At 71.5% G+C, this 22,867-nt stretch carries 23 protein-coding genes, 1 tRNA gene and 1 riboswitch; of the genes, 11 read left to right on the forward strand and 13 right to left on the reverse strand.

The window, feature by feature from the left end; translation table 11 throughout:
• Positions 1-21 precede the first annotated feature (21 nt).
• A complete protein-coding gene (locus H8838_RS15510) occupies positions 22-762 on the reverse strand; it encodes a class I SAM-dependent methyltransferase (RefSeq protein ID WP_185994670.1) in 741 nt (246 codons plus the stop codon).
• Between the two features lie 96 nt (positions 763-858).
• Between H8838_RS15510 and H8838_RS15515 the strand changes: the two genes are divergently transcribed.
• Positions 859-2,064: a DUF2157 domain-containing protein gene (locus H8838_RS15515; RefSeq protein ID WP_185994669.1), complete on the forward strand. Its 1,206-nt coding sequence runs from the start codon at positions 859-861 to the stop codon at positions 2,062-2,064.
• On the forward strand, positions 2,061-2,540 hold the full coding sequence (locus tag H8838_RS15520; protein ID WP_185994668.1) for a GDYXXLXY domain-containing protein: 480 nt from the start codon (positions 2,061-2,063) through the stop codon (positions 2,538-2,540). Before H8838_RS15515 ends, H8838_RS15520 begins: the two co-directional genes overlap by 4 nt.
• On the opposite strand, the gene H8838_RS15525 is transcribed toward H8838_RS15520, so the two are convergent.
• From H8838_RS15525 to H8838_RS15550, 6 genes are all read right to left on the reverse strand, one after another.
• The gene (locus tag H8838_RS15525) at positions 2,537-3,004 is read right to left on the reverse strand and encodes an OsmC family protein (protein WP_185994667.1); all 468 of its coding nucleotides are present in this window, start codon (positions 3,002-3,004) and stop codon (positions 2,537-2,539) included. The two genes, H8838_RS15520 and H8838_RS15525, sit on opposite strands and share 4 nt — an antisense overlap.
• Positions 3,005-3,026: 22 nt before the next feature.
• Positions 3,027-3,302 carry a MoaD/ThiS family protein gene (locus H8838_RS15530; RefSeq protein ID WP_181312595.1) on the reverse strand — a complete coding sequence of 92 codons (276 nt, stop codon included), beginning with the start codon at positions 3,300-3,302 and terminating at the stop codon, positions 3,027-3,029.
• A gap of 25 nt (positions 3,303-3,327) precedes the next feature.
• Positions 3,328-4,617, reverse strand: coding sequence for a threonine synthase (gene thrC, locus H8838_RS15535; protein ID WP_185994666.1), 1,290 nt, complete (start codon positions 4,615-4,617; stop codon positions 3,328-3,330).
• 13 nt (positions 4,618-4,630) lie between these two features.
• Positions 4,631-4,767, reverse strand: a riboswitch (SAM riboswitch).
• A gap of 96 nt (positions 4,768-4,863) precedes the next feature.
• Positions 4,864-5,721 (reverse strand): trehalose-phosphatase, encoded by an 858-nt coding sequence (otsB, locus tag H8838_RS15540; protein ID WP_185994665.1) that lies wholly within the window; start codon positions 5,719-5,721, stop codon positions 4,864-4,866.
• Positions 5,722-5,755: 34 nt separating this feature from the next.
• On the reverse strand, positions 5,756-6,244 hold the full coding sequence (locus H8838_RS15545) for a LytR C-terminal domain-containing protein (protein WP_185994664.1): 489 nt from the start codon (positions 6,242-6,244) through the stop codon (positions 5,756-5,758).
• Between the two features lies 1 nt (position 6,245).
• On the reverse strand, positions 6,246-6,542 hold the full coding sequence (locus tag H8838_RS15550) for a DUF3263 domain-containing protein (protein WP_181312591.1): 297 nt from the start codon (positions 6,540-6,542) through the stop codon (positions 6,246-6,248).
• Between the two features lie 133 nt (positions 6,543-6,675).
• Between H8838_RS15550 and H8838_RS15555 the strand changes: the two genes are divergently transcribed.
• Positions 6,676-8,112, forward strand: a complete 1,437-nt coding sequence (locus tag H8838_RS15555) for an alpha,alpha-trehalose-phosphate synthase (UDP-forming) (protein WP_317983766.1) — start codon at positions 6,676-6,678, stop codon at positions 8,110-8,112.
• 3 nt (positions 8,113-8,115) lie between these two features.
• Here H8838_RS15555 and H8838_RS15560 read toward each other — a convergent pair whose 3' ends face one another.
• Entirely contained in the window at positions 8,116-9,639 is a 1,524-nt protein-coding gene (locus tag H8838_RS15560; protein WP_185994663.1) for an FMN-binding glutamate synthase family protein, read from the reverse strand.
• 55 nt (positions 9,640-9,694) lie between these two features.
• Between H8838_RS15560 and H8838_RS15565 the strand changes: the two genes are divergently transcribed.
• The 3 genes from H8838_RS15565 to H8838_RS15575 are packed head-to-tail and all read left to right on the forward strand — an operon-like array spanning position 9,695 to position 12,340.
• Positions 9,695-10,834: an alpha/beta fold hydrolase gene (locus H8838_RS15565; RefSeq protein WP_185994662.1), complete on the forward strand. Its 1,140-nt coding sequence runs from the start codon at positions 9,695-9,697 to the stop codon at positions 10,832-10,834.
• An 11-nt stretch (positions 10,835-10,845) separates the two neighbouring features.
• The gene (locus tag H8838_RS15570) at positions 10,846-11,541 is read left to right on the forward strand and encodes a uracil-DNA glycosylase (protein WP_185994661.1); all 696 of its coding nucleotides are present in this window, start codon (positions 10,846-10,848) and stop codon (positions 11,539-11,541) included.
• Positions 11,542-11,569: 28 nt separating this feature from the next.
• Complete coding sequence (locus tag H8838_RS15575; protein WP_181312587.1) at positions 11,570-12,340, forward strand: dioxygenase family protein; 771 nt, start codon at positions 11,570-11,572, stop codon at positions 12,338-12,340.
• A gap of 94 nt (positions 12,341-12,434) precedes the next feature.
• Here the strand turns inward: H8838_RS15575 and H8838_RS15580 are convergent, their stop codons facing one another.
• A complete protein-coding gene (locus H8838_RS15580) occupies positions 12,435-12,971 on the reverse strand; it encodes a hypothetical protein (protein ID WP_185994660.1) in 537 nt (178 codons plus the stop codon).
• Positions 12,972-13,624: 653 nt separating this feature from the next.
• Between H8838_RS15580 and pdxY the strand changes: the two genes are divergently transcribed.
• Complete coding sequence (gene pdxY, locus H8838_RS15585) at positions 13,625-14,476, forward strand: pyridoxal kinase PdxY (RefSeq protein WP_181312585.1); 852 nt, start codon at positions 13,625-13,627, stop codon at positions 14,474-14,476.
• Positions 14,477-14,487: 11 nt separating this feature from the next.
• Here the strand turns inward: pdxY and H8838_RS15590 are convergent, their stop codons facing one another.
• A complete protein-coding gene (locus tag H8838_RS15590) occupies positions 14,488-14,898 on the reverse strand; it encodes an HNH endonuclease (protein WP_181312584.1) in 411 nt (136 codons plus the stop codon).
• Between the two features lie 78 nt (positions 14,899-14,976).
• On the opposite strand from H8838_RS15590, the gene H8838_RS15595 reads away from it, so the two are divergent.
• From H8838_RS15595 to H8838_RS15605, 3 genes are all read left to right on the forward strand, one after another.
• Positions 14,977-15,049: transfer RNA gene (locus tag H8838_RS15595), tRNA-Thr, on the forward strand.
• Between the two features lie 18 nt (positions 15,050-15,067).
• Positions 15,068-16,882, forward strand: a complete 1,815-nt coding sequence (locus H8838_RS15600; protein ID WP_185994659.1) for a glycoside hydrolase family 13 protein — start codon at positions 15,068-15,070, stop codon at positions 16,880-16,882.
• Positions 16,883-16,904: 22 nt separating this feature from the next.
• The gene (locus H8838_RS15605; RefSeq protein WP_181312582.1) at positions 16,905-18,110 is read left to right on the forward strand and encodes a DUF4032 domain-containing protein; all 1,206 of its coding nucleotides are present in this window, start codon (positions 16,905-16,907) and stop codon (positions 18,108-18,110) included.
• Here H8838_RS15605 and H8838_RS15610 read toward each other — a convergent pair.
• The gene (locus H8838_RS15610) at positions 18,094-18,615 is read right to left on the reverse strand and encodes a gluconokinase (RefSeq protein WP_181312581.1); all 522 of its coding nucleotides are present in this window, start codon (positions 18,613-18,615) and stop codon (positions 18,094-18,096) included. The genes H8838_RS15605 and H8838_RS15610 overlap by 17 nt on opposite strands.
• Positions 18,612-20,000 carry a GntP family permease gene (locus tag H8838_RS15615; protein ID WP_185994658.1) on the reverse strand — a complete coding sequence of 463 codons (1,389 nt, stop codon included), beginning with the start codon at positions 19,998-20,000 and terminating at the stop codon, positions 18,612-18,614. Before H8838_RS15615 ends, H8838_RS15610 begins: the two co-directional genes overlap by 4 nt.
• An 89-nt stretch (positions 20,001-20,089) precedes the next feature.
• Between H8838_RS15615 and H8838_RS15620 the strand changes: the two genes are divergently transcribed.
• Positions 20,090-22,291: an MMPL family transporter gene (locus H8838_RS15620; RefSeq protein WP_224766174.1), complete on the forward strand. Its 2,202-nt coding sequence runs from the start codon at positions 20,090-20,092 to the stop codon at positions 22,289-22,291.
• Here H8838_RS15620 and H8838_RS15625 read toward each other — a convergent pair.
• On the reverse strand, positions 22,281-22,832 hold the full coding sequence (locus H8838_RS15625) for a nucleotidyltransferase family protein (RefSeq protein ID WP_181312716.1): 552 nt from the start codon (positions 22,830-22,832) through the stop codon (positions 22,281-22,283). The genes H8838_RS15620 and H8838_RS15625 overlap by 11 nt on opposite strands.
• Between the last annotated feature and the right edge of the window lie 35 nt (positions 22,833-22,867).

The raw sequence follows: 22,867 nt of genomic DNA on the forward strand, positions 1-22,867 counted from the left end.
GGCAAAAATGGCCCGAACGGTCTAGTCCCGCTGTCCCTTCGGCTGACCATCGGGGTAGCGCTCGCTCAGCACCGTCCACTTGTTGGTGCCCTCGAGGTTGTCGCCCTTCTCGATGATCACCAGGTTGTGGAAGCAGTGCACCGCCTTCACCCAGCGGTCGGCGTACGACGGCTCGTGCGGTACGACGTACTCCTCGTGGTTGAGGCCGTCGACGAGGTCCTTGACCAGGTCCATCGTGGTGCCGCGGGCATGCCGGTCCTCGGCCCCGCCCCACTCGGGCCAGTAGGAGGTCTGGGTGTCCTCGATCGCGTAGATACCGCCGTCGGGCAGCAGCGGGAAGAGGATCTCGAAGGTCCGCCGGATGTGCGCGGGCACGTGCGAGCCGTCGTCGATCACCACGCGCGGGACGCCCTGTTCGTCGAGGATCCGCCGCAGCACCGCCTCGTCGGTCTGGTCGCCGCGGTACGTGGTGATCCGGTTGCGGTCGACGAACGACTTGTCCTCGATGTCCAGGCCGACGATGTTCGCCTTCGGGAAGAACCACTTCCACGCCTTCAGCGACGCGCCGCCCTGCCGGTTGCGGGCGTAGCCGCCGACCCCGATCTCCAGCAGGGTGAACTCCTCGTCGCGCAGGTGCTCGAGGAACCGCTGGTAGTGCGGGGTGTAACGGTGCACGCCCCACTTGTCGGTGCCGAAGTGCTGGGCGAGCTCGGTGAGGCTGCGCCCCTTCAGCGGGGGCTGCGTCGAGGGTTCGTCCGGCACGCCGCCACCCTAGTGGGCCACGACACGTCTAGCCCGCCGGGCGGATGAGTACACCGACTCATGGCGCCGCCGCCGCGCCGACACCACGATGTGCCCATGGACCCCACCACCGCACGCCGCGAGCCGGCGTCGTACGCCGTTCCTGCGACGCCGGGCCAGCTGGCCTGGCTCCGGGACCAGGTCGACGACTGGCGGGCAGAGGGCCTGATCGACCCGGCCACCGCCGAGGCGGTCCTCGCGCGCTACCTCGAGTCGCGGCGGTTCTCGCTGGGCCGCCTGCTGCTCGCCGTCGGAACGGGGTTCCTCGGCATCGGCCTGATCTGGTTGGTCGCCGCCAACCTGGACGAGCTCTCCCCTCTCACCCGGTTCCTGGCGGTCGTCGTCCTCTGGCTGACCTGCCTGGTCGGCGCCGAGGTGCTCGACTCGCGTCGTACGTCGGCCGTCGTGGTCGGCGCCGTCCGCACGCTGGCGGCGTTCGGCGTCGGGGCGGTCATCTTCCAGGCCGCGCAGAGCCTGCAGGTGCCGGCGTACGAGCCGGGACTCGTCGGTCTGTGGGGTCTCGGCGCGCTGGTCCAGGCCTACGTCACCGCTGCCCGCGGCCCGCTGCTGGTCGCAATCGCCGGTTTCATCGGGTGGGTGCTGTGGGAGGCCGTCGAGCAGAACCCGACCTTGACCGGCACCGTCCTGGCGCTCACGGCCTCGGCGGTCGCGGCACTCGGCATGGCGGGGCTGCACGAGCGGTGGCTGCCGGCCTTCTCCGGCCCGTGGCGCCATGTCGGCGCCGGCCTCGCCCTGGGCGGCCTGTTCGTGGCCGGGCTCCCGGTCGGCGTCGACGGTGGTCTCCCCTCATTCGGCTGGACTCTTGCTCTGGTCACTGCCGCGGGGGTCCTCGCCGCGGCGACCTGCCTGGTCGGCCCCGTCGCGGCACGCTGGGAGGTGCTGGGCGGGTCGCTCGCGCTGACCGTCGGGGTCGTGCTGGCGGCCTGGCCGGCCGGCGCCGACTCCCGTTCCGTGGGCCTGGATGATCTGGCACATGCGCTGGTAGCGGTCACCGCCTACGTCGCTCTGTCCGTGGGGGTCGCCGCGGTCGGCACCCTGCGGGACGCGCCGCTGCTCAGCGTCACCGCGACCCTGGGACTCGTCCTGTTCACGGTCGTGCAGAGCTTCGCCGTCTTCGCCCCGATCGTGCAGGGAGCCTGGCTCTTCCTGCTCCTCGGCGCGATCCTCCTCGCCGCCGGCGTCGGGTTCGACCGGGCCCGTCGCCACCTGGCCGCCACCCTCGAGCAGGAGTCCGACCGATGAACAGGTACGCCGTGGCGGCAGGCGTCGCCGCCGTCCAGCTCGCCCTCACCGGCGTCGCCGTCGCGCCTCAGCTCTCCGCCCGGCTGACCGGGGACACCTACCTGATGCGGGTGGCGCCCGTGGACCCGATCGACCCGTTCCGCGGGGCGTACGTCGTCCTCGACTACCCCGACCTGTGGCCCGACGAGGCGGACCGCGGCGAGGGCGAGGGCAGGACCATCTACGTCCGGCTCGTCGAGGAGGACGGCCTGATGGTCTCCTCCGGCTGGACTCGTTCCCGCCCCGAGGACGGCGCCTACCTGGCCTGCCGCGACGAGCGTTGGGAGATCCGGTGCGGCATCGAGAGCTGGTTCGTGTCGCAGGACGAGGCCAGGCGGATCGAGGAAACGCTTCGCGAGGACGGCACACTCGCCGAGGTGAAGATCGACGGCCGCGGCAACGCCGCGGTCGTGGGACTGCTGCCGCCGCAGCGTTAGCCGGCGACCAGCGTGGTCGCCTCGTGCTCGACCGGGAACGCCACCGAGCTGGCGATGAAGCAGGCATCGTGCGCCTCGCGGTGCAGCTGCGGCACCAGATCGACGTGCGCGGCGTTGGCGATCGTCACCGTCGGACGCAGCAGCACCCGGGTGAACCGCCCGCCGATCCCGCGCTGCTCCATCGTGCCGACCGGCTCGTCCTCGTACGCCGTCACCGTCACGCCGTGCGTCACCGCCACGTGCAGGAACGAGAGCAGGTGGCACTCGCTGAGTGAGGCGACCAGCAGCTCCTCCGGGTTCCAACGAGCCGGGTCACCCCGGAACGGCCTGTCCGCCGAGAGCAGCAGCTCCGGCTTCCCGGAGGCGACGGCGCTGACGTCGCGCGAGTAGTCCCGGTAGCCCGAGGTCCCGGCCCCCCGGTTCCCCGTCCAGCGCAGCGCCAGGGCGTAGGTGTGCTCAGCCATCGCGCCAGTCTGGCAGGGCGGTTCAGCCGCCCGCGACCGCCGGGATCACCGAGATCTGCGTGCCGTCCGGCGTGGGGGTCTGCAGGTGGTCGAGGAAGCGCACGTCGTCGTTGTCGACGTAGACGTTGACGAACCGGCGCAGCTGGCCCGCCTCGTCCAGGATCCGGCCCTTGATGCCGGCGAACCGCGCGTCCAGGTCGTCGAGCACGGCGGCCAGGTCGGCACCCTCGGCGGTGACCTCGGAGTCGCCCCCGGTGTAGGTGCGCAGGATGGTGGGGATGCGGACGGAGACGCTCATGGGCTCAACTCTCTCGGATCAGGGGTCAGTCGGCGAGGCCGGTGGCGGCGAAGGCGGCGTACGACGGCGCGATCGTGGCCGCCGGGCCGACCGAGTCGGCGACGGCGTCGAGGGTCTTCAGCCCCATGCCGGTGTTGATCACGACGGTCTCCAGCGAGGTGTCGAGCTGGCCGGTCTCGACCAGCTTCTTGAGCACGCCGACCGTGGTGCCGCCGGCGGTCTCGGTGAAGATCCCCTCGGTCCGGGCCAGCAGCAGGATGCCCTCGCGGACCTGCTCGTCGGTGATGTCCTCCACCGCTCCGCCGGTCCGCCGGCAGATGTCGAGCACGTAGATGCCGTCGGCCGGGTTGCCGATCGCCAGGCTCTTGGCGATGGTGTCGGGCTTGACCGGGCGGATCGCGTCGGTGCCGGCTTTGTAGGCCACACTCACCGGCGAGCAGCCGGTGGCCTGGGCGCCGAAGACCTTGTAGGGCTTGTCCTCGACCAGGCCGAGCTTGATCAGCTCCTGGAAGGCCTTGTCGACCTTGGTCAGCTGGGAGCCGGACGCGACCGGGATGACGATCTGGTCGGGCAGCCGCCAGCCGAGCTGCTCGGCGATCTCGTAGCCCAGGGTCTTGGAGCCCTCGGCGTAGTACGGCCGGACGTTGACGTTGACGAACGCCCAGCCGTCCTCCTCCCCGGCGATCTCGGAGGCGAGCTTGTTGACGTCGTCGTAGTTGCCGTCCACCGCGACCAGCGAGTCGGTGTAGACCGCGGAGTTGACCTGCTTGGCCCGCTCCAGGTTGCTCGGGATGAAGACCACGGTCTTGATCCCGGCCCGCGCACCGGCGGCGGCGACGGCGTTGGCCAGGTTGCCGGTGGAGGGGCAGGCGAAGACCTTGCTGCCGAACTCGCGGGCGGCGCTCAGGGCGCAGGCCACGACGCGGTCCTTGAAGGAGTGGGTGGGGTTGGTCGAGTCGTCCTTGACCCACAGGTTGTCGATGCCGAGCTCGCGGCCCAGGTTGCCGGCCTTGAGCAGCCGGGTGAAGCCCGGCTCCATGTTGGGGCTCTGCTCGATGTCGGCGGGCACCGGCAGCAGCGCCTTGTAGCGCCAGATGTTGGCCGGGCCGGCCTCGATCTGCTCGCGGCTGACGGCCGGGAAGTCGTAGGCGATCTCCAGGGGCCCGAAGCACTCCGGACAGGCGTAGTGCGGGCCCAGGGCGATGGCGTGCCCGCACTCGCGGCACGAGAGCCCGGTGGCGTGACCGAAGGCTCCTTCGCGGAGGGTGGTCGCACCGGTCCCGGTGGGGGCGATCGCGGTCGTGACGGCGCTCATAGAAGATCTCCTTCTCTCATCTGCCCCGCGGCGTACCTCGCTGCGGGTCGGAATTAGCACCGTTTCCGCGACTGACGACGAGTCGTCAGGAGGCACGCGGCGGTTGCCGGGACTTCGTAGGGCCGTTCCCTCAGTCCCTCTGGATGAGCTGTGTCAGCGTAGGACGCCGTCTCACGATGTGCACATGCGTCCCACATAGTGGATCGCAGTCGTCCCGCCAGTCGAGAGTGCGCAGGTCAGAGCGGGTCAGGAGGTGCCGGAGCGATGCCCGTCGATGTCCCTCAGCAGGTCCCGGATCACGTCCATCACACCGTCCGGACCCTGGACCACCACGTCGGCGAGCTCGGCGAGCACGTCGGGGCCGTCTCCCCCGTCGGAGCAGACGATCAGGGTCGGCGTGCCCTCCTTGCGCATCGTCCGCAGCTCGTCGAAGGCCTCCACGTCGCCCAGGTCGTCCCCGGCGAACAGGAAGGCGCCCGCCTCGAGCCGATCGGCCAGCGTGCGCACCGCCAGGCCCTTGTGCATCCCCGGAGCCCGGACCTCGACCACCAGGCGGCCCGGCTCCACGCTGAGCCCGTGCCGCTCGGCGGCCTGCTCGATCAACGGCAGCATCCGGCTGAAGGAGCCCTGGGGGTCGGGCAGCCGGCGAGTGTGCAGCGCCACGGCGAGCCCCTTGAGCTCGACGTAGGCGTCGGGAGCCTGCGCCCGGCGCAGCAGCGTGGGCACCTCCCGGACGAAGGAGGCCAGCCCGTGCGGCGGGCGCGGGGAGATCACCCGGCGCTCGGTCGAGGTCCAGCGCTCGTTGCCGTACTGGCCGAGCACGTGGAACTCCTTGCCCAGCTCGGCCACGCGGGCGCCGAGCACGTCGAGGTCTCCCAGCGCCAGGGCCTGGCGGGCCGGCCGGCCGGTGACCACGGCGATACCGCGGACCCGCTTGGCCAGCTCGAGGAGCAGGTCGGGGGCGTCGGGGTGGATGTGGGCCTGGGTGGGGTCGTCGACGATGGGCGCCAGCGTGCCGTCGAAGTCCAGCCCGACCACCAGGGTCTCCGCGGACGCGACGAGTGCGGCGTACTGATCGGCCACCTGCGGGGTGGGGAGCTCCATGCCCTCCACTCTCTCAGATCCGGGCGGGAGTGACTCAGCCCGTCAGAATGACGGTCAACCGGTCCTGCTTCATCGGGGCGACCGCGGGCTGCACCCGCTGGAAGCCCAGGTCCAGCGCCAGCAGCTCGGCCGCCGCCTTGAGCCGCTGGGGGAAGTAGACCGTCGGGGCGGGGATCGTGCCGACCCAGTTGTCGGTGCCCACGACCTGCCAGCCGGCGCCGCTGATCTTCTCGGCGGTGCTCGCGGCGAGCCCCTTGATGCCGGTGTTGTTGTAGACCTCGACGTAGATCTTCCCGCGTTCCACCGCGGGCTTCTCCGGCTCGGGCGGGGGCTCCGGCGCGGGTGCCGGCTCCGGAGCGGCCTCGGTCGTGGGGGTCGGGGTGCTGGCCACCGTCTCCACCCGGCGCTCCTGCTCGGGCTGGTCCTTGGTCGCCACGAAGGCGACGCCGGCCATCGCGACCGCGATCACGCTCAGCATGACCAGCGGGGACGGGTAGGCGACCCCGCGCTCGTCGCGCTTCATCTCAGACCTCGAAGCCCAGGCGGCGGGCGGAGCGCTGACGCTGACGCTGGGAGCGGAGCCGTCGCAGCCGACGGACCAGCAGCGGGTCGGCCTCGAGGGCCTCCTGGCGGTCGATCAGCGCGTTGAGCACCTGGTAGTAGCGGGTCGAGCTCATGTCGAACTTCTCGCGGACCGCCTGCTCCTTGGCGCCGGCGTACTTCCACCAGTGACGCTCGAACTCCAGGATCTCTCGGTCGCGGTCGCTGAGGCCCTGGGCGGCCTCGGGCTCCGGGGCCGGGAGGGCGTTCGCTGCGTCCATGTCGTGTGTCTCCCTGATGGTCGCTGGCGGCGGGTCGTCGAACAGGCGTGCGCGACCCACTCTAGGCGACGAACCACAACGATGTCATTCGCTTGGCGCGAGTCGCGACCGCGCGTCCCCTAGGGTGAGGCCTGTGACCGCACCCGGCTCCGCAGACCTCGTCATCGTCGCCAACAGGCTGCCCGTCGACCGCTACGAGATGCCGGACGGCAGCATGGGCTGGCGCCGCTCCCCCGGCGGTCTGGTGAGTGCCCTCGAACCCGTGCTGCGGGCCAACGACGGGGCCTGGATCGGCTGGCCCGGCGGCACCGACGAGGTGCACGAGCCGTTCGTCGCCGACGGGCTCGACCTGGTGCCGGTCTCGCTGAGCGCCGACGAGCTCGAAGAGTTCTACGAGGGCTTCTCCAACGCCACCCTCTGGCCGCTCTACCACGACGTGGTGGCCAAGCCGGAGTTCCACCGCGAGTGGTGGGAGTCCTACGTCCGGGTCAACCAGCGGTTCGCCGACAAGGCCGCCGAGGTGGCCGCGGAGAACGCCACCGTCTGGGTCCACGACTACCAGCTCCAGCTGGTCCCGTCGATGCTGCGGGCGCTCCGCCCCGACCTGCGCATCGGCTTCTACCTGCACATCCCGTTCCCGCCCACCGAGCTCTTCCAGCAGCTGCCGTGGCGCCGCCAGGTGCTCGAGGGGCTGCTCGGAGCCGACCTGATCGGCTTCCAGCTGCCCGGCGGCGCGCAGAACTTCATCCGCCTGGTCCGCCAGCGGGTGGGGCACAAGACGCACCGCGACCTGGTCTACCTGCCCGACGGGCGCACCGTGCGGGCCGCGGCGTTCCCGATCTCCATCGACGCCGCGGACTTCGAGGAGCTGGCGCGCTCCGAGCCGGTCCAGCGCCGCGCCGCGGAGATCCGCGAGGCCCTGGGCAACCCCACCAAGGTCTTCCTGGGGATCGACCGGCTCGACTACACCAAGGGCATCTACGCCCGGCTGCGCGCCTTCGGCGAGCTGATCGAGGACGGGCACATCGACGTCAGCGACGCCGTCTTCGTCCAGGTCGCCACGCCCTCGCGAGAGCGGGTCGAGCAGTACCGGATCCTGCGCGACGAGATCGACCGGCTGGTCGGCCGCCTCAACGGCGACCTGGGCCGGATCGGGTCCCCGGCCATCTCCTACATGCACTCCTCCTTCCCCCGGGAGGAGATGGCGGCGCTCTACCGGGCCGCGGACATCATGGTCGTCACCCCGCTGCGCGACGGGATGAACCTGGTCGCCAAGGAGTACGTCGCCTGCCGCTACGACGACGACGGGGCGCTGGTGCTCTCGGAGTTCGCCGGCGCCGCCAACGAGCTGCGCCAGGCCTGGCTGATCAACCCCTACGACATCAACGGGATGAAGGCCGCCCTGCTCGAGGCATTCCAGGCCCCGCCCCGGGAGCGGAGCCGGCGGATGAAGGCGATGCGCAAGACGGTCGTGGAGCACGACGTGAAGAAGTGGGCCACGGAGTTCCTCGACGAGCTGTCCGAGGTCCGCGGCGACCACGGCAAGACGGTCCGGCCGGCGAAGCCGTAGCCCTCAGGCGCGCATCTCCTCGATCAGCGGTCCGGCCAGCTCGGGCGGCAGCGCCGCCCACCCGGGCTCGTAGCCGTAGAGCTCGCCGAGCGAGACCGCGGTGCGCTGTCCGTCGAGGATGTCGATGTCGTCGGGGGTGATGAACGCCGGGTGCGGTACGCCGACCGCCTCGGCCACCTTCAGCAGGTCGCGGCGGAGCGAGACGATGTAGTTGGCGGCGCGCTCGTGCTTCAGCCCCACGTCCAGCCCGCGGGTGTAGCGCGCCTTCTGGGTGGCCACACCCACCGGGCAGTGGTCGGTGTGGCACTTCTGCGCCTGGATGCAGCCGATCGACATCATCGCCTCACGCCCCACGTTGACCATGTCGGCGCCCAGGGCGAAGGCGACCAGGGCGTTCTCCGCCAGGCCGAGCTTGCCGGCGCCGATGAAGGTGACCTCGTCGGTCAGCCCGGCCTGGGCGAAGCGCCGGTAGACCTCGCTGAAGCCGATCCGGAAGGGGTAGGCCACGGAGTCGGCGAAGATCATCGGCGCCGCCCCGGTCCCGCCCTCGCCGCCGTCGATGTTGACGAAGTCGACCCCTCGCGTCCGGTCGGCCATCTGGTCGACCAGCTGGTCCCAGAACTCCAGGTTGCCCACCGCCGCCTTGATCCCCACCGGCAGCCCCGTCTCCTCGGCGAGCAGCTCGACGAAGTCGAGCATCGAGTCGACGTCGTGGAAGACGGTGTGCCGGCTCGGCGAGGCGCAGTCCTGGCCGACCGGGATGCCGCGGATCTCGGCGATCTCCCGGCTCACCTTCTCCCCCGGCAGCATCCCGCCCAGCCCGGGCTTGGCCCCCTGGGAGAGCTTGATCTCCAGCGCCCGGACCGGCGCGGAGGCGACGACCTCCTTGAGCCGGGCGAGGTCGAAGTTCCCGTCCTCGTCGCGGCAGCCGAAGTACGACGTACCGATCTGGAAGACGATCTCGCCGCCGTGCCGGTGGTGCGGCGAGAGCGCGCCCTCGCCCGTGTTCTGCAGGCAGCCGGCGCGGGCCGCACCGCGGTTGAGCGCCTCGATCGCCGGCCCGGACAGCGAGCCGAAGCTCATCCCGGAGATGTTGACCACCGAGCGCGGCCGGAAGGCGTGCCGGCGTCCTCGCGGACCGCCCAGCACCTTCGCCGAGGGCAGGGAGACGCCCTCGTCGCCGTGCGGCGCGGTCTGGGCGCCTTCGCCCATGAAGGTGCGGTGCTTGATGATCGGGTAGCCCGCCGCCTGCTCCACGTCGTTGTCGGTGCCGAAGCCGAAGTAGTTGTTCTCCAGCTTGGCGCTGGCGTAGACCCACCGGCGCTGGTCGCGGCTGAAGGGCCGCTCCTCGTCGTTGCTGGTCACGATGTACTGGCGCAGCTCAGGGCCGACCTTCTCCGCCCAGTAGCGGAAGTGACCGATCACCGGGAAGTTGCGCAGGATCGCGTGCCGGCGCTGCGTCAGGTCGTAGGCCGCGACACCGCCCAGCGCGGTCGCTGCCAGCCCGGTCGCCCTCTTCCATCCCATGGTCCGTGTCTAGCCGAGCGGCCACGCCTTGTCGAACCGCCGCTACATTCGACCCATGGATCTCGTGCCGAAGCCGGGGCAGGTCGTCGCCGCGGCCGGCAACCTCGCCCACATGGTGCTGTACGGCGGTCTCGCCGACCTCCGGCCGATGCCCCGCACGATGATCGACGAGGGCGAGCTGCGCGAGCTCTACCACTACCGGCCACGACCGCACGGCACCGAGCACGGCGACCCGGTCCTGCTGGTCACCCCGCTCGCCGCACCCGCGCTCTGCTACGACCTGCGCCGGGGCTGCTCGCTGGTCGAGCACCTGGTCGAGGAGGGCCGCCCCACCTACCTGGTGGAGTACGGCGCCGTCTCCTTCCGCGACCGCGCGCTGGGGCTCGAGCACTGGGTCGAGCAGGTCCTGCCCGCCGCGGTGCGGCGGGTCTCCGAGCACACCGGCGGCCGCCCCGTGCACGTCGTCGGCTGGAGCCTGGGCGGCATCTTCGCGCTCCTCGCCGCGGCCGACCGGCCCGACCTGCCGATCGCCTCGCTCAGCGTCCTGGGCACCCCGTTCGACGTCCGCAAGGTGCCGCTCGTGGCACCGGTGCGCCCGCTGCTCAACCTGACCGAGGGCGGCGGGGTGGTCAACCGGCTCTACCAGACCTTCGGCGGTGCCCCCCAGCCCTTGGTGCGGTGGGCCTTCCAGCTCACCAGCGTGCAGAAGCTCGTGACCAAGCCGCTGGCGATGGCGGTCAACCTCGACGACCGGGACTTCCTCTCCCAGCTCGAGGCGGTGGACCGCTTCGTCGACCGGATGACCGCCTACCCCGGCCGGACCTTCGGGCAGCTCTACCACCGGTTCGTCCGGGCCAACGGGCTGGTCGACGGGGCGATGGAGATCGGCGACCGGGTGGTCGACCTCGCCCGGATCACCGCGCCGGTGCTGCTCTTCGGCGGGATGACGGACGGCATCGCGCCGATCGCCTCCGTCCGCGCCGGCGTACCCCTGCTCACCGGGGCGCCCGAGGTGCGCTTCGAGATGGTGCCGGGCGGACACCTGGGGATGCTCAGCGGCCGCCAGGCGCGGAGCACCACCTGGCGGGTGCTCGACGAGTGGTTCGACCAGTGGTCGGGGCACGAGGAGCCGCCGATCGGGGCGAACCCGAGGCGCCGCCACCGCTCCCGGGAGTCACGCGCACTCGCCCGCTAGGTTGTCCCGCCATGGGAGCACGTGGAGTCGCCTCGCTGGTCGAACGAGGCCTGGTGGCCGAGGACTGGGGACGCGCGTTGGAGCCGGTCGACGACCGGATCACCGCCCTGGGCCGGTTCCTGCGGGACGAGGTCGCGGCCGGTCGCCCCTACCTGCCGGACGGTGACGCCGTCTTCCGGGCGTTCCAGCGCCCGCTGGCCGACGTCCGGGTGCTGGTCGTGGGCCAGGACCCCTATCCCACGCCCGGCCACCCGATCGGCCTGAGCTTCGCGGTCGCCCCCGACGTCCGGCCGATCCCGCGCAGCCTGGTCAACATCTACCGGGAGCTCGCCGACGACCTGGGCCATCCACCGGTCGCGCACGGCGACCTGAGCGCGTGGGCCGACCAGGGCGTGATGCTGCTGAACCGGGTGCTCACCGTGCGTCCCGGCGAATCCGGGTCGCACCGCGGGCGCGGCTGGGAGGCGGTCACCGAGCACGCGATCAAGGCGCTGGCCGCCCGCGGCGGCCCGTGCGTCGCCATCCTCTGGGGCCGGGACGCGCAGACGCTCAAGCCGCTGCTCGGTCCGATCCCCTGGGTCGAGTCCGTCCACCCCTCACCGCTCTCGGCCTCCCGGGGCTTCTTCGGCTCGCGCCCGTTCAGCCGGGTGGACCGGCTGCTGGAGGAGCAGGGCGGGACCCCGGTCGACTGGCGCCTCCCGGAATAAAGTTGACAGTTAAACTATTGTGTCCTGCATGAACACCATGCCCGCGCTCTACCTCGGCCACGGCGCTCCTCCGCTGCTCGACGACCCGGTCTGGTCGGCCGAGCTCGCCTCCTGGGCCCGGGACCTGCCCCGGCCGAAGGCGATCCTGATCGTCAGCGCCCACTGGGAGTCCGCACCGGTGAGCCTGACCGCGAGCGGCGCCGAGCTGGTCTACGACTTCGGCGGCTTCGCGCCGAAGTACTACTCGATGCGCTACGACACGCCGGACTCCACCGCGCTCGCCGCGCGGATCGCGGCGATGATGCCGGACACCCAGCCGGTGCACCAGCACGTCTCCCGGGGTCTCGACCACGGCGCCTGGGTCCCGCTGAAGCTCATGTACCCCGAGGCCGACATCCCGGTCGTGCAGATGTCGCTGCCCACCCACGACCCCGGCACGCTGCTCCAGCTCGGCACCCGCCTGCGTCCCCTGCGCGAGGAGGGCGTGCTGATCATCGGCTCCGGCTTCCTCACCCACGGCCTGCCGTTCCTGCGCGACTTCCGGATCGACGCACCGGCCCCCGGCTGGTCGCGGGAGTTCGACGCCTGGGCCGCCGAGGCGCTGGGCCGCGGCGACGTCGACGAGCTCGCGTCGTACCGCGACAAGGCCCCGGGGATGCCGTACGCCCACCCCACCGTGGAGCACTACTCCCCCCTCTTCGTCACGCTCGGCGCCGCCGCCGCTGCCGACGACCCCCGCGAGCACCGGGTCGACGGGTTCTGGATGGGGCTCTCCAAGCGTTCGTTCCAGGTCGCCTGAGGCGCCCGTGGTTTCACCGGGGCCCCGGTGAAACTGTCACTTCTTGACCGTTGCAACGGTCAAGAAGTGACAGGAATGGTCGAGGAGACGTCCGCTACCGATCGAGACCCAGCGCGTGTCGCAAGCGTCGGGCGGTGACCCCGCGCTGAGACAGGTCCGACCAGACGAAACGGATCATCGAGGCGCGTTCGGCCTCGCGCATCCGGTCCTCCCGCTGCTTCTCCCGGAATACCGCTTCCCCCGCCGTCTCGCCAGGCCTCAGCAGGCGGCCGTACTTCACGGCGCCGTCGAACTCGCCCAGCAAGCGCTGGTCCGGCCACCAGAAGTCACTGAGCCCGATCAGCTGACCGTCGTGGTCCCTCACTGGGTGCTGCAGCACAGGTTCGGGCACGCCTGCCCACCAGCACAGGTGCCGCGCACGAGACTCGCCGACGGATTCGGCACCGTGCCTCGCGAGCCGCACCGTGGTCTGCAGACGGAGGGTGCCCGGCCACCGTGTCATCCGCTTGTACGCCGCCCACACGGCGCCGAGGTCGGCAAGACCGCGGTGCAGCAAGGCGTCGAGGACGACCAGCCCAGCCTCCACGTCTGCCAACGACGCCGCCTCCAAGGCCGTCCGGACCGGCTCCATCAGAGTCACCTCGGCCGTGACGAGATCGCTGGGTCCAACGTCCCCCTGGTGGTAGACGACATCCGGCCCACGCCTGCCTGCGGCCCCGTCAAGCACTGTCAGGTGCACCCGGGTCAGGTCTGGGCGGTAGAGGGAGAGACCGTGCAGGACAGCGGCCGAGGTGTGACTGGGCACTACGGAACCCGGTCGATGGCTCAGTAGGACGGCGTGCACGGCAAGCGCATGCCTGTCCTCCGGCGTGGCGTCCGCCCACCGGCCGGCGTCGACGTACGCGCCGTGACGCACTCGCTGGAGGACCTGGCCGCGGAGCGCAGCAGACAGGTCACGATCGCGGTACCCGTGGGCGAGGGCGTCACGACGCAGGAACACGCCGCTGGGACGGAGCTGAGAGAGAACGAGCACGGTGAACTCTGTGACCAGATCGCGGGTTAACGCCTGGGAACCTCCGTGCTATTGGGGAGAAGAGCCAGCGGGCTGCGGCTGTGCACGACGAGGGGGCCTGAAACCGTGGGACTTCCCTACTTCTCCTAGCAGTTCCTGACCGTTGCAACGGTCAGGAACTGTTGGTTTCGCCGGGGCCCCGGCGAAACCAACAGGGACGAACCGCGAGCACGGGGTCCGCCGCGAGGCCCACAAGTGCGAGACTGACGCCCGTGAAGATCCTCTCGATCCAGTCCCACGTCGCCTACGGCCACGTGGGCAACTCCGCCGCCGTCTTCCCGCTGCAGCGCCGCGGGCACGAGGTGTGGCCGGTGCACACGGTCACGTTCTCCAACCACACGGGCTACGGCTCCTGGGGTGGTCCGCTGCTGGCACCCGAGGACGTGGCCTCGGTGATCACCGGGATCGAGGACCGCGGCGTCCTCGGTCAGGTCGACGCGGTGCTCTCGGGCTACCAGGGCGGCGCGGGGATCGCGGACGTCATCCTCTCCGCGGTCGACCGGGTGAAGGCGGCCAACCCGGCCGCGACCTACACCTGCGACCCGGTGATGGGCAACGCGAAGTCGGGCTGCTTCGTGCACCCCGACATCCCGCCGATCATCCGGGAGCGGGTGGTGCCGAAGGCGGACATCCTCACCCCCAACCAGTTCGAGCTGGGCTTCCTCACCCACACCGAGCCCGACACCCTCGAGAGCACCCTGGAGTCCGCGGACAAGGCGATGGCGATGGGCCCGAGCACCGTGCTGGTCACCAGCGTGGAGCGCCCGGACCGCCCTGAGGGGACCATCGAGATGATGGCCGTCACCGCGCAGGGCGCCTGGATCGTGCAGACCCCGCACCTGCCGTTCAAGGCGAACGGGTCCGGCGACGTGACCGCCGCCCTCTTCACCGCACACCTGCACGAGACCGGCTCGCCGGCGGAGGCACTGGCCGCGACCACCTCCAGCGTCTTCGACCTCCTGCAGAACACCCTGGACTCGGGCGAGCGCGAGCTGCAGCTGATCCAGTCCCAGGAGGTCTTCGCCAACCCGCGCATGCAGTTCGAGGTGCGGCAGGTCCGCTGAGAGTCGGCTGGTCAGTAAGACTGCTGGCGGGCATACCGCTCCCGTCGGGAGTGCCTGCCCTTGCCCCAGTTCCTCGCCTTGTAGGTGTCGAGCTGACTGTCGCAGTTGGGGCACAGCAGGCGAAGGTTCTCGCGCCTGTTGTTCGTCGAGTCACCGTCGATGTGGTCGAGGACGAACACCAAGGGCGCCCCGTTCCACTCGTCGAGACACCCGCACAGCTCGCACGCGCCCTCTTGCTCCCGGTGGATGTGCCGTCGGACGTAATGCCCACGGGCCGAGCCTGCATGGGGGACCTCGCCGGTTTCCAACCAGAGAGCCACCCTCAGCACACGTTCGTAGTCCCGCTGGCAGGCGTTGCTGCAGTAGACGCGCGTCTTACGACCGTCGATGGGCTCTGCGCAGCCTCTGCACTCCGTGGGCATGCTGAGAAGCTAGGGGTCACCACCGACAACGCGACCCGCTGACTAGGATGTGCGGGTCCCGGCACCGACCGGGCGCATGCCGGTGTAGCTCAGTTGGCAGAGCATCCGCCTTGTAAGCGGAATGTCGCGGGTTCGACTCCTGTCACCGGCTCCCCGCAAGATGTACGCCATGACGCTCCTGGACCAGCCGCACCACGACGGATCGAGCGTCTACCTCGACAGTGGACGTGGGCCTGACACCCCGCCCCAGCGCGGCGACCTGGTCACCGTCCGGGTGCGCACCGCGGCGAGCGACCCGATCGACGCGATGTGGGTGCGCACGACGTACGACGCCGAGCCCGTCTACCACCTGATGGTGGGCGAGCCGCACCGCGAGGGCGTCGAGACCCGCTGGTGGAGCGGCCGGCTCCCGGTGCACAACCCCGTCACCCACTACCGGTTCCTGCTGGCGCGCGGCGAGGAGCAGCAGTGGCTGACCGGTGCCGGGCTGGTCGACCACGACGTCCCGGACGCCTTCGACTTCAAGGTCTCGGCGTTCCCGGAGGCACCCGACTGGGCTCGCGACGGCGTCGTCTACCAGATCTTCCCGGACCGGTTCGCCCGCTCGGCGGCCGCCGACCAGCGCCCGACCCCCGACTGGGCGGTCCCGGCGGAGTGGGACGACGAGGTCCTCTTCGAGCCGCACGACCCGCGGACGCCCCTGCAGCTCTTCGGGGGCGACCTCGACGGGGTGACCGAGCACCTGGACCACGTCGCCGAGGTGGGCGCCGACATCGTCTACACCACCCCGGTCTTCCCCGGGGAGAGCAACCACCGCTACAACGCCTCCACCTTCGACCGGGTCGACCCGCTGCTCGGCGGGGACGAGGCGTACGCCCGGCTGAGCCGCGCGGTGCACGAGCGCGGCTGGCGGATCCTCGGCGACCTGACCACCAACCACACCGGCGACACCCACGAGTGGTTCCGCCGCGCCGCGGCCGACCCCGAGGCCCCCGAGCGCGACTACTACCACTTCGACGAGGACGGTCGCTACGAGACCTGGATGGGGCACCTGACCCTGCCCAAGATCGCGCACACCAGCGAGGCGTTGCGCGCGCGGATGGTCGAGGGCCCGGACTCCGTGGTCGCCCGGTGGCTGCGGCCTCCGTTCGACCTGGACGGCTGGCGGATCGACGTGGCCAACATGACCGGCCGGCTGGGCGCGATCGACGTGGCCCACGACGTCGCCCGCGCCGTACGCCGCACCGCGACCGCCGAGCGCGCCGACGCCTGGGTGATCGGCGAGCACAACCACGACGCGACCGGCGACGTGGACGGGGACGGCTGGCACGGGGCGATGAACTACTCCGGCTTCTCCTGGCCGGTCTGGTCCTGGCTGCGCGACCCGGCGAGCCCGGCCCGTGCCTTCGGCCGCCCGCTCCCGGTGCCGCGCCGCGACGGCCACGCACTGGTCCGCGCGCTGCGCGACTGGCAGGGGTCCCTGGGCTGGCGGGCCACCGCCGCCGGCTGGAACATCCTCGGCTCCCACGACAGCGCGCGGATCCGCACCGTCGTCGGCTCCGCCGAGGTGCACCGGGTCGCCGCCGGCCTGCAGTTCACCATGCCGGGCATCCCGATGGTCTTCGCCGGCGACGAGATCGGCCTGGAGGGCGTGCTCGGCGAGGACTCGCGCCGCCCGATGCCCTGGCACCGGCGCGAGGAGTGGGACACCGCCACGCTGGCCACGTACGCCGCGCTGGCCCGGGTACGCCGGGAGAGCCCCGCCCTGCGCCGCGGCGGCCTGCGCTGGGCCCACGTGGGCACCGACGCGGTGGCGTACCTGCGCGAGCACCCGACCCAGACCCTGCTGGTGACCGCCCGCCGCGCCGGCGGTCCCGCGATCGCCGGTCTTCCCGCCGGAGACCTGCTGCTGGCCACCGACGACGTCGACCCGGCCGTGGGCGCGGCACACGACGGCCCGGTGCTGACCATCCACACCGTCTGAGCACCTGCGTTACGCTGCCACGATGCCGCTGCGGATCGTGGCCAACCGACCGGACCCTGCGATCGTCCGCCTGCCCTGGAAGCTGCCCCTGGAGGAGTGGAGCGACGAGTACGTCGTCCCGCTCCCCCGTGGCCTGTCGCGACACGTGGTGCGGATCGTCCGGATGCGGGACCGGATCTTCGCGGTCAAGGAGACCCAGGAGCCGATCGCGTTCCGCGAGTACCGCACGCTGCGGGACCTGCGCCGCCTCGAGCTGCCCACGGTGGTCCCGCAGGGGGTGGTCTCCGGCCGGGTCAGCGCCGACGGCGAGGAGCTGCCCGCCGCCCTGGTCACCGAGCACCTGCGCTTCTCCCTGCCCTACCGCAGCCTGTTCCTGCACGGCGCGACCGCGGACAACGTGCCCTCGCTGATCAACGCCCTGGTGGTGCTGCTGGTCCGGCTCCACCTGGCCGGCTTCTACTGGGGCGACGTCTCGCTCTCCAACGCGCTCTTCCGCCGCAACGCCGGGGAGTTCACCGCCTACCTGGTCGACGCCGAGACCGGCGAGCTGCACGACGAGGTCAGCGACCGGCTGCGCGACCACGACATCACCGTGGGCTGCGAGAACGTCTTCGTCGAGCTCCTCGACCTGCAGGCCAGCGGCGCCGTCGGCGGGCTGGACCCGCACCAGGTGATCGAGCTGCTGCGCGAGTCCTACGAGGCACTGTGGGCCGAGCTCACCCACGAGGAGGAGTTCTCCACGGACGACCTGTGGCGCATCGAGCGCCGGATCGAGCGGCTCAACGAGCTCGGCTTCGACGTCGACGAGCTGGCCATCGTCACCGACTACGACGGGGAGCAGGTACGCATCCAGCCCCGGGTCGTCGAGCTGGGCCACCACGCCCGCGAGCTGCGGGCACTGACCGGGCTCGACGTCGAGGAGAACCAGGCGCGGCGGCTGCTCAACGACCTCACCGCGTACGCCGCCCAGCACGACCTGGGCCGAGAGCACCGGGACCTGATCGCCAGCCGCTGGCTCACCGAGGTCTACGAGCCGATCACCGCGATGATCCCGGCGGACGCCCGGGCCAAGCTGGAGCCGGCCGAGGTCTTCCACGAGATCCTCGAGCACCGGTGGTACCTCTCCGAGCGGGCCGGCCACGAGATCGACATCTTCGAGACCGCCCGCGACTACGTCGACCGCTACCTCTCCCGTCGCCCGGACGAGGCGATCACTCCCGAGCGCTGAGGTCCAGCCGGGCCAGCACCATCGCGGCGATCCGCTCGGGTGGGTGCACGACGTCGACCACCATGCCCGCCTCGTCCGGCTGCAACGGCTCCAGGGTGTCGAGCTGCGACTCCAGCAACGCCGGCGGCATGAAGTGCTCCCGGGCGCCCATCCGCTCCAGGAGCAGCCCCTTGTCCCCGACCATGTGCACGAAGAAGGTCCGCTCCCCGCCGCGGCGCAGCACGTCCCGGTAGACCCGGCGCAACGCCGAGCAGCTGAGCAGCGTCGGGGTCCCCGCCTCGTCGTGGCGACGGGTCCACTCCGCCAGCGACTCCAGCCACCCCCAGCGGTCGTCGTCGGTGAGCGGACGGCCGGACTCCATCTTGGCGATGTTCTCCGGGGGGTGGAAGTCGTCGCCCTCGGCGAGCTCCCAGCCGAGCACGTCGCGCACCGCCACCGCCGCCGTGCTCTTGCCCGACCCGGAGACCCCCATGAAGACCAGGTGCAGCGGCGGGTCGGAGGTCATCCGACCACCCACAGCCCGCAGGCCAGGACGAAGATCGAGAGCCCCAGGGTCGTCTCCATCACCGTCCAGGTGCGCAGCGTGGTCTTGACGTCCATCCCGAAGAACCGGCTCACCAGCCAGAACCCGGAGTCGTTGACGTGGGAGAGCACGGTGGCGCCGGCTGCGATCGCCATCACCAGGGCGACCAGCTGGACCGAGCTCGGCCCCTCGGTGACCACCGCGGCCGAGATCAGGCCCGCGGTGGTGGTCAGCGCCACCGTGGCCGAGCCCTGCGCCACCCGGAGGATGGTGGCGATGACGAACGCCGAGACGATCAGCGGCAGCCCCAGGTCGGCCAGGGAGTCCGAGAGGGCGGCGCCGATGCCGCTGTAGCGCAGCACGCCGCCGAACATCCCGCCCGCGCCGGTGATCAGGATGATCGCGCAGATCGGGCCGAGCGCGTCGTTGAGGATCGACTCGACCCGGGCCAGCGAGCGGCCCCGGGTGCCGAGCGTGTAGGTGGCGACGAGCAGGGTGATCAGCAGGGCCACCGGCGTCTGCCCGATGAAGATCACCGCGTCCACGAAGGTCCCCTCCGCGGGGATGTCGCCGGAGGTGCGCAGGGTGCTGAGCACCGTGTTGGCGCCGATCAGCACCAGCGGCAGGAGCAGGATCCCGAGCACGTGCCAGAACGCCGGCGGCTGGGCCTGGCGCTCCTCCTCCGAACCGTCGGACCGCCCGGTCAGCACGCTGTCGTCGATCGGCACCATCACCTTGCCGGCGTAGCCGAGGGTGAACAGGTAGACGCCGACGTACCAGGCGACCACCGCGACGGGCACCCCGATCAGCGTGGTCAGGCCGATGCTGGCGCCGATCTCGGTCGCCGCGGTGACCGGGCCGGGGTGCGGGGGCACGATCGCGTGCATCGCGGCGAAGCCTCCGGCCGCGGGCAGGGCGTAGAGCAGCACCGAGCCGCCGAACCGGGTGGCCACGGAGAAGATGATCGGCAGGAAGACGACCAGGCCGGCGTCGAAGAAGATCGGCAGGCCGAAGAGCAGCGCAGCCACGCCCAGGGCGAGCGGCGCCCGCTTCTCGCCGAACCGGTTGATCAGGGTGTCGGCCAGCACCTGGGCGCCGCCGGTGATCTCCAGCAGCCGCCCGATCATCGCTCCCAGCCCGACCAGCAGCGCGACGGTGCCCAGCGTCGAGCCGAACGCGGCGACCGCCACCGGTCCCACCTCGCTCAGCGGGACACCGGCCGCGATCGCGGTGAGGAAGCTGACCAGGATCAGCGCCACGAAGGCGTGCATCCGCAGCGCGATGATCAGCAGGAGCAGCACCGCGACGGCGACCGCCGCGATGATCAGCAGTGTCGCCGAGCCGTAGGCCGGGGCCATGGGGTCCATCACGTCTCCGTTCGCAGGTGAAGTCACCGTAGCGCCCACGCTCCGTCCCCTCCAGAGTCGCCGGTTGCTCCGGGTGAGAGGCTCGGGCCGTGGATCCCGTGACCTCCGAACCGCTGCTGATGCGTCTGGGCCGCCACTCGGCCCGTCACCGGAAGGGCTACGTCCTCACCTGGGCGGTCCTGGTCGTCCTCGGCTTCGTCACCAGCCTGGGGCTGCTCGGGGGCTCCTCGCTCTTCGACCGGCTCGAGACCGGCGACATCGTCGCGCCGGGTCAGGCCCAGACCGCCCGCGACCTGGTCACCGCGACCGACGAGGGCGCGCTCCAGGTGGTCGGCCGCGTCGACGGCGCCGACCCGACCGACCCGGCCGTCGCTCGCGCCGCCGCCGGGCTCGTCGAGCGGCTCGAGGCGGTCGACGGGGTCGGCGCGGTCACCGGCCCGGTGCCCGCGCCCGACGGGTCGGACTCCTTCCTGGTCACCGTCGAGGTGGGGAGCGAGATCGGCGGCCCGGTGCAGGACGAGGTTGCCGAGGTGCTGCGCGAGGACGGCGCGGAACTGCTCGCCCCGTACGACGCGGAGCTCTCGGTCGGCGGGACCGGCCTACTGGTCGACGACGTGGTCGACCAGATCAAGTCCGACCTGACCCGCGGCGAGGGCATCGCGCTGCCGCTGTCGTTGCTGGTGATGGTCTTCGTCTTCGGCGGCTTCCTCGCCGCCGGCCTGCCGATCGTGGGCGCGATCGCGTCGATCTCCGGCGCCCTGGCGATCCTCTTCGGCTTCTCCTACCTGCTGGACCTCGACGCCACCGTGGTCAACATCGTCACGGTGATGGGCCTGGCGCTGTGCATCGACTACGGGCTGCTCCTGGTCAGCCGGTTCCGCGAGGAGCTGAGCAGCACCACCGACGTCGAGGAGGCGGTGGGGGCCGCGGTCGCGACCGCCGGGCGCACCGTGCTCTTCTCCGCCCTGATCGTGGGCATCTCGCTCTCCGGCCTGATGGTCTTCGAGGCCCCGATCATGCGCGCGATCGGCGCCGCGGGCGTCTCGGTGGTGGCGGTGGCGCTGGTCGTCGCGCTCACCCTGGTGCCGGCGCTGTGCGCGATGGGCGCCTCCCGCCTGGTCCGGCGCCGTGGCGCCGAGGCCGCCCCCGAGGAGGGGGTCTTCAGCCGGCTCGCCCGGGTCGTGCAGCGCGCGCCGGTGCTCACCACGGTGGTCAGCGTCGCGGTCCTGCTGCTGCTCGCGGTGCCGGCGCTGGGCCTACGACTCACCGCCTCGGGGGTCGAACTGCTCCCGGCCGACGCCGAGCAGCGGGTCTTCGCCGAGCAGCTGGAGGAGGACTACCCGGCGCTGGCCTCCCCCGGCGTCACCCTGGTCGCCCAGGCCGACGAGGCTCAGGCCGCAGGGCTGGCGCGGCAGCTGGCCGACGTCCCCGGCGTGACCCGGGTCGACCCGCCGCGCACGCTCGGGCCGCTGCCCGACGACGTCGCGGCACCGGGCTCCGACCCGGACGGCCCCGGCCTGGTCTCGATCGGCCTGCACATCGAGGGCACGGCGATGGACGACCCGGCGCGCGAGGTCGCCGAGACGCTGCGCGACGCCGACCTCGGCGTGCCGACCTGGGTCTCGGGCCAGACCGCCTCCCTGCAGGACTTCACCGACTCGGTGATGGACCGGGCTCCGTGGGCCGCGCTGTGGATCGCCGGGGCGACCTTCCTGCTGCTCTTCCTGCTCACCGGCAGCGTGGTGATCCCGGTCAAGGCGCTGCTGCTCAACATCGTCTCGCTGGGCGCCAGCCTGGGCATCCTGGTCTGGGCCTTCCAGGACGGCGCGCTGGGCGGCCTGCTCGGGTTCGACTCCACCGGCGGCATCGAGTCGGTGATCCCGTTGCTGGTGCTGGCCTTCGGGTTCGGGCTCTCGATGGACTACGAGGTCTTCCTGCTCGCCCGGGTGATCGAGCTGCACGAGCAGGGGGCCGACGACGACACCGCGGTCCGGGTCGGCCTGCAGCGCTCGGGCCGGATCATCACCTCGGCGGCGGCGATCATGGTGATCGTCTTCGCCGGCTTCGCCGCGGGCCAGATGCTGGTGATCAAGCAGACCGGGTTCGCGCTGGCGGTGGCCGTGCTGATCGACGCCACGATCGTCCGGATGGTCATCGTCCCGGCCACCATGACCATGCTGGGCCGGTGGAACTGGTGGGCGCCGGGCTGGATGAAGCGGATCCACGCCCGGTACGGCGTCAGCGAGCACTCCTCCCCCGTGCGCGCCGAGCCGGCGCCGGTCAGTCGATGATCCGCAGCCGCTCGAGCAGGAACAGGAAGGCGGCCGCGAAGTCGTTCTCCTCGGTCTCCTTGCGGACCTGGTCCCAGGCGACCTGCTCGCGCAGCGCCCGGGCGACCGGCAGGAGCTTGCCGAAGTCGCAGTAGCGCTCGTCGATCGCGTGCAGCTTGTGGATCATCAGCCGGGTGGCGGAGAGCACCGGCATGGAGACCGAGATGACCTCGATCTCGTCCGCGTCGGCCAACGTCTCCCGCTCCGCCGGGATGGTGGCGTCGCGGTGGAAGACGTCGACCATCACGTCGTCGGTGAAGACCTTGAACAGCCAGTCCTCGGGCGGCTGGACGACCTGCAGCCCGTGCTCGGCCAGGTACGTCGCGACCTGGGGCGCGTCCGCCTCGGCGACCAGGAAGTCCACGTCGTGGCTGGGCTCGGGACCACCCCTGGCCCACACGGCGTACCCGCCGGCCAGGGCGAACGGGATCCCGCTCTCCTTCAAGGTCACCGCGACGCGCTTCAGCGCCTCGCGCAGGTTGCTCTGCTCCTCGTCCACCATCACGGCGCCACGGTACCCAGCCGGCGGCAATTGAT

Source organism: Nocardioides campestrisoli, assembly GCF_013624435.2.
Taxonomy (GTDB): domain Bacteria; phylum Actinomycetota; class Actinomycetes; order Propionibacteriales; family Nocardioidaceae; genus Nocardioides; species Nocardioides campestrisoli.

Coding starts and splice junctions, on each gene's coding strand:
- H8838_RS15515 (WP_185994669.1), top strand. CDS start 859: ATGGACCCCACCACCGCACGCCGCGAGCCGGCGTCGTACGCCGTTCCT.
- H8838_RS15520 (WP_185994668.1), top strand. CDS start 2,061: ATGAACAGGTACGCCGTGGCGGCAGGCGTCGCCGCCGTCCAGCTCGCC.
- H8838_RS15525 (WP_185994667.1), bottom strand. CDS start 3,004: ATGGCTGAGCACACCTACGCCCTGGCGCTGCGCTGGACGGGGAACCGG.
- H8838_RS15530 (WP_181312595.1), bottom strand. CDS start 3,302: ATGAGCGTCTCCGTCCGCATCCCCACCATCCTGCGCACCTACACCGGG.
- thrC (WP_185994666.1), bottom strand. CDS start 4,617: ATGAGCGCCGTCACGACCGCGATCGCCCCCACCGGGACCGGTGCGACC.
- otsB (WP_185994665.1), bottom strand. CDS start 5,721: ATGGAGCTCCCCACCCCGCAGGTGGCCGATCAGTACGCCGCACTCGTC.
- H8838_RS15545 (WP_185994664.1), bottom strand. CDS start 6,244: ATGAAGCGCGACGAGCGCGGGGTCGCCTACCCGTCCCCGCTGGTCATG.
- H8838_RS15550 (WP_181312591.1), bottom strand. CDS start 6,542: ATGGACGCAGCGAACGCCCTCCCGGCCCCGGAGCCCGAGGCCGCCCAG.
- H8838_RS15560 (WP_185994663.1), bottom strand. CDS start 9,639: ATGGGATGGAAGAGGGCGACCGGGCTGGCAGCGACCGCGCTGGGCGGT.
- H8838_RS15565 (WP_185994662.1), top strand. CDS start 9,695: ATGGATCTCGTGCCGAAGCCGGGGCAGGTCGTCGCCGCGGCCGGCAAC.
- H8838_RS15570 (WP_185994661.1), top strand. CDS start 10,846: ATGGGAGCACGTGGAGTCGCCTCGCTGGTCGAACGAGGCCTGGTGGCC.
- H8838_RS15575 (WP_181312587.1), top strand. CDS start 11,570: ATGAACACCATGCCCGCGCTCTACCTCGGCCACGGCGCTCCTCCGCTG.
- H8838_RS15580 (WP_185994660.1), bottom strand. CDS start 12,971: ATGGAGCCGGTCCGGACGGCCTTGGAGGCGGCGTCGTTGGCAGACGTG.
- H8838_RS15590 (WP_181312584.1), bottom strand. CDS start 14,898: ATGCCCACGGAGTGCAGAGGCTGCGCAGAGCCCATCGACGGTCGTAAG.
- H8838_RS15600 (WP_185994659.1), top strand. CDS start 15,068: ATGACGCTCCTGGACCAGCCGCACCACGACGGATCGAGCGTCTACCTC.
- H8838_RS15605 (WP_181312582.1), top strand. CDS start 16,905: ATGCCGCTGCGGATCGTGGCCAACCGACCGGACCCTGCGATCGTCCGC.
- H8838_RS15610 (WP_181312581.1), bottom strand. CDS start 18,615: ATGACCTCCGACCCGCCGCTGCACCTGGTCTTCATGGGGGTCTCCGGG.
- H8838_RS15615 (WP_185994658.1), bottom strand. CDS start 20,000: ATGGACCCCATGGCCCCGGCCTACGGCTCGGCGACACTGCTGATCATC.
- H8838_RS15625 (WP_181312716.1), bottom strand. CDS start 22,832: ATGGTGGACGAGGAGCAGAGCAACCTGCGCGAGGCGCTGAAGCGCGTC.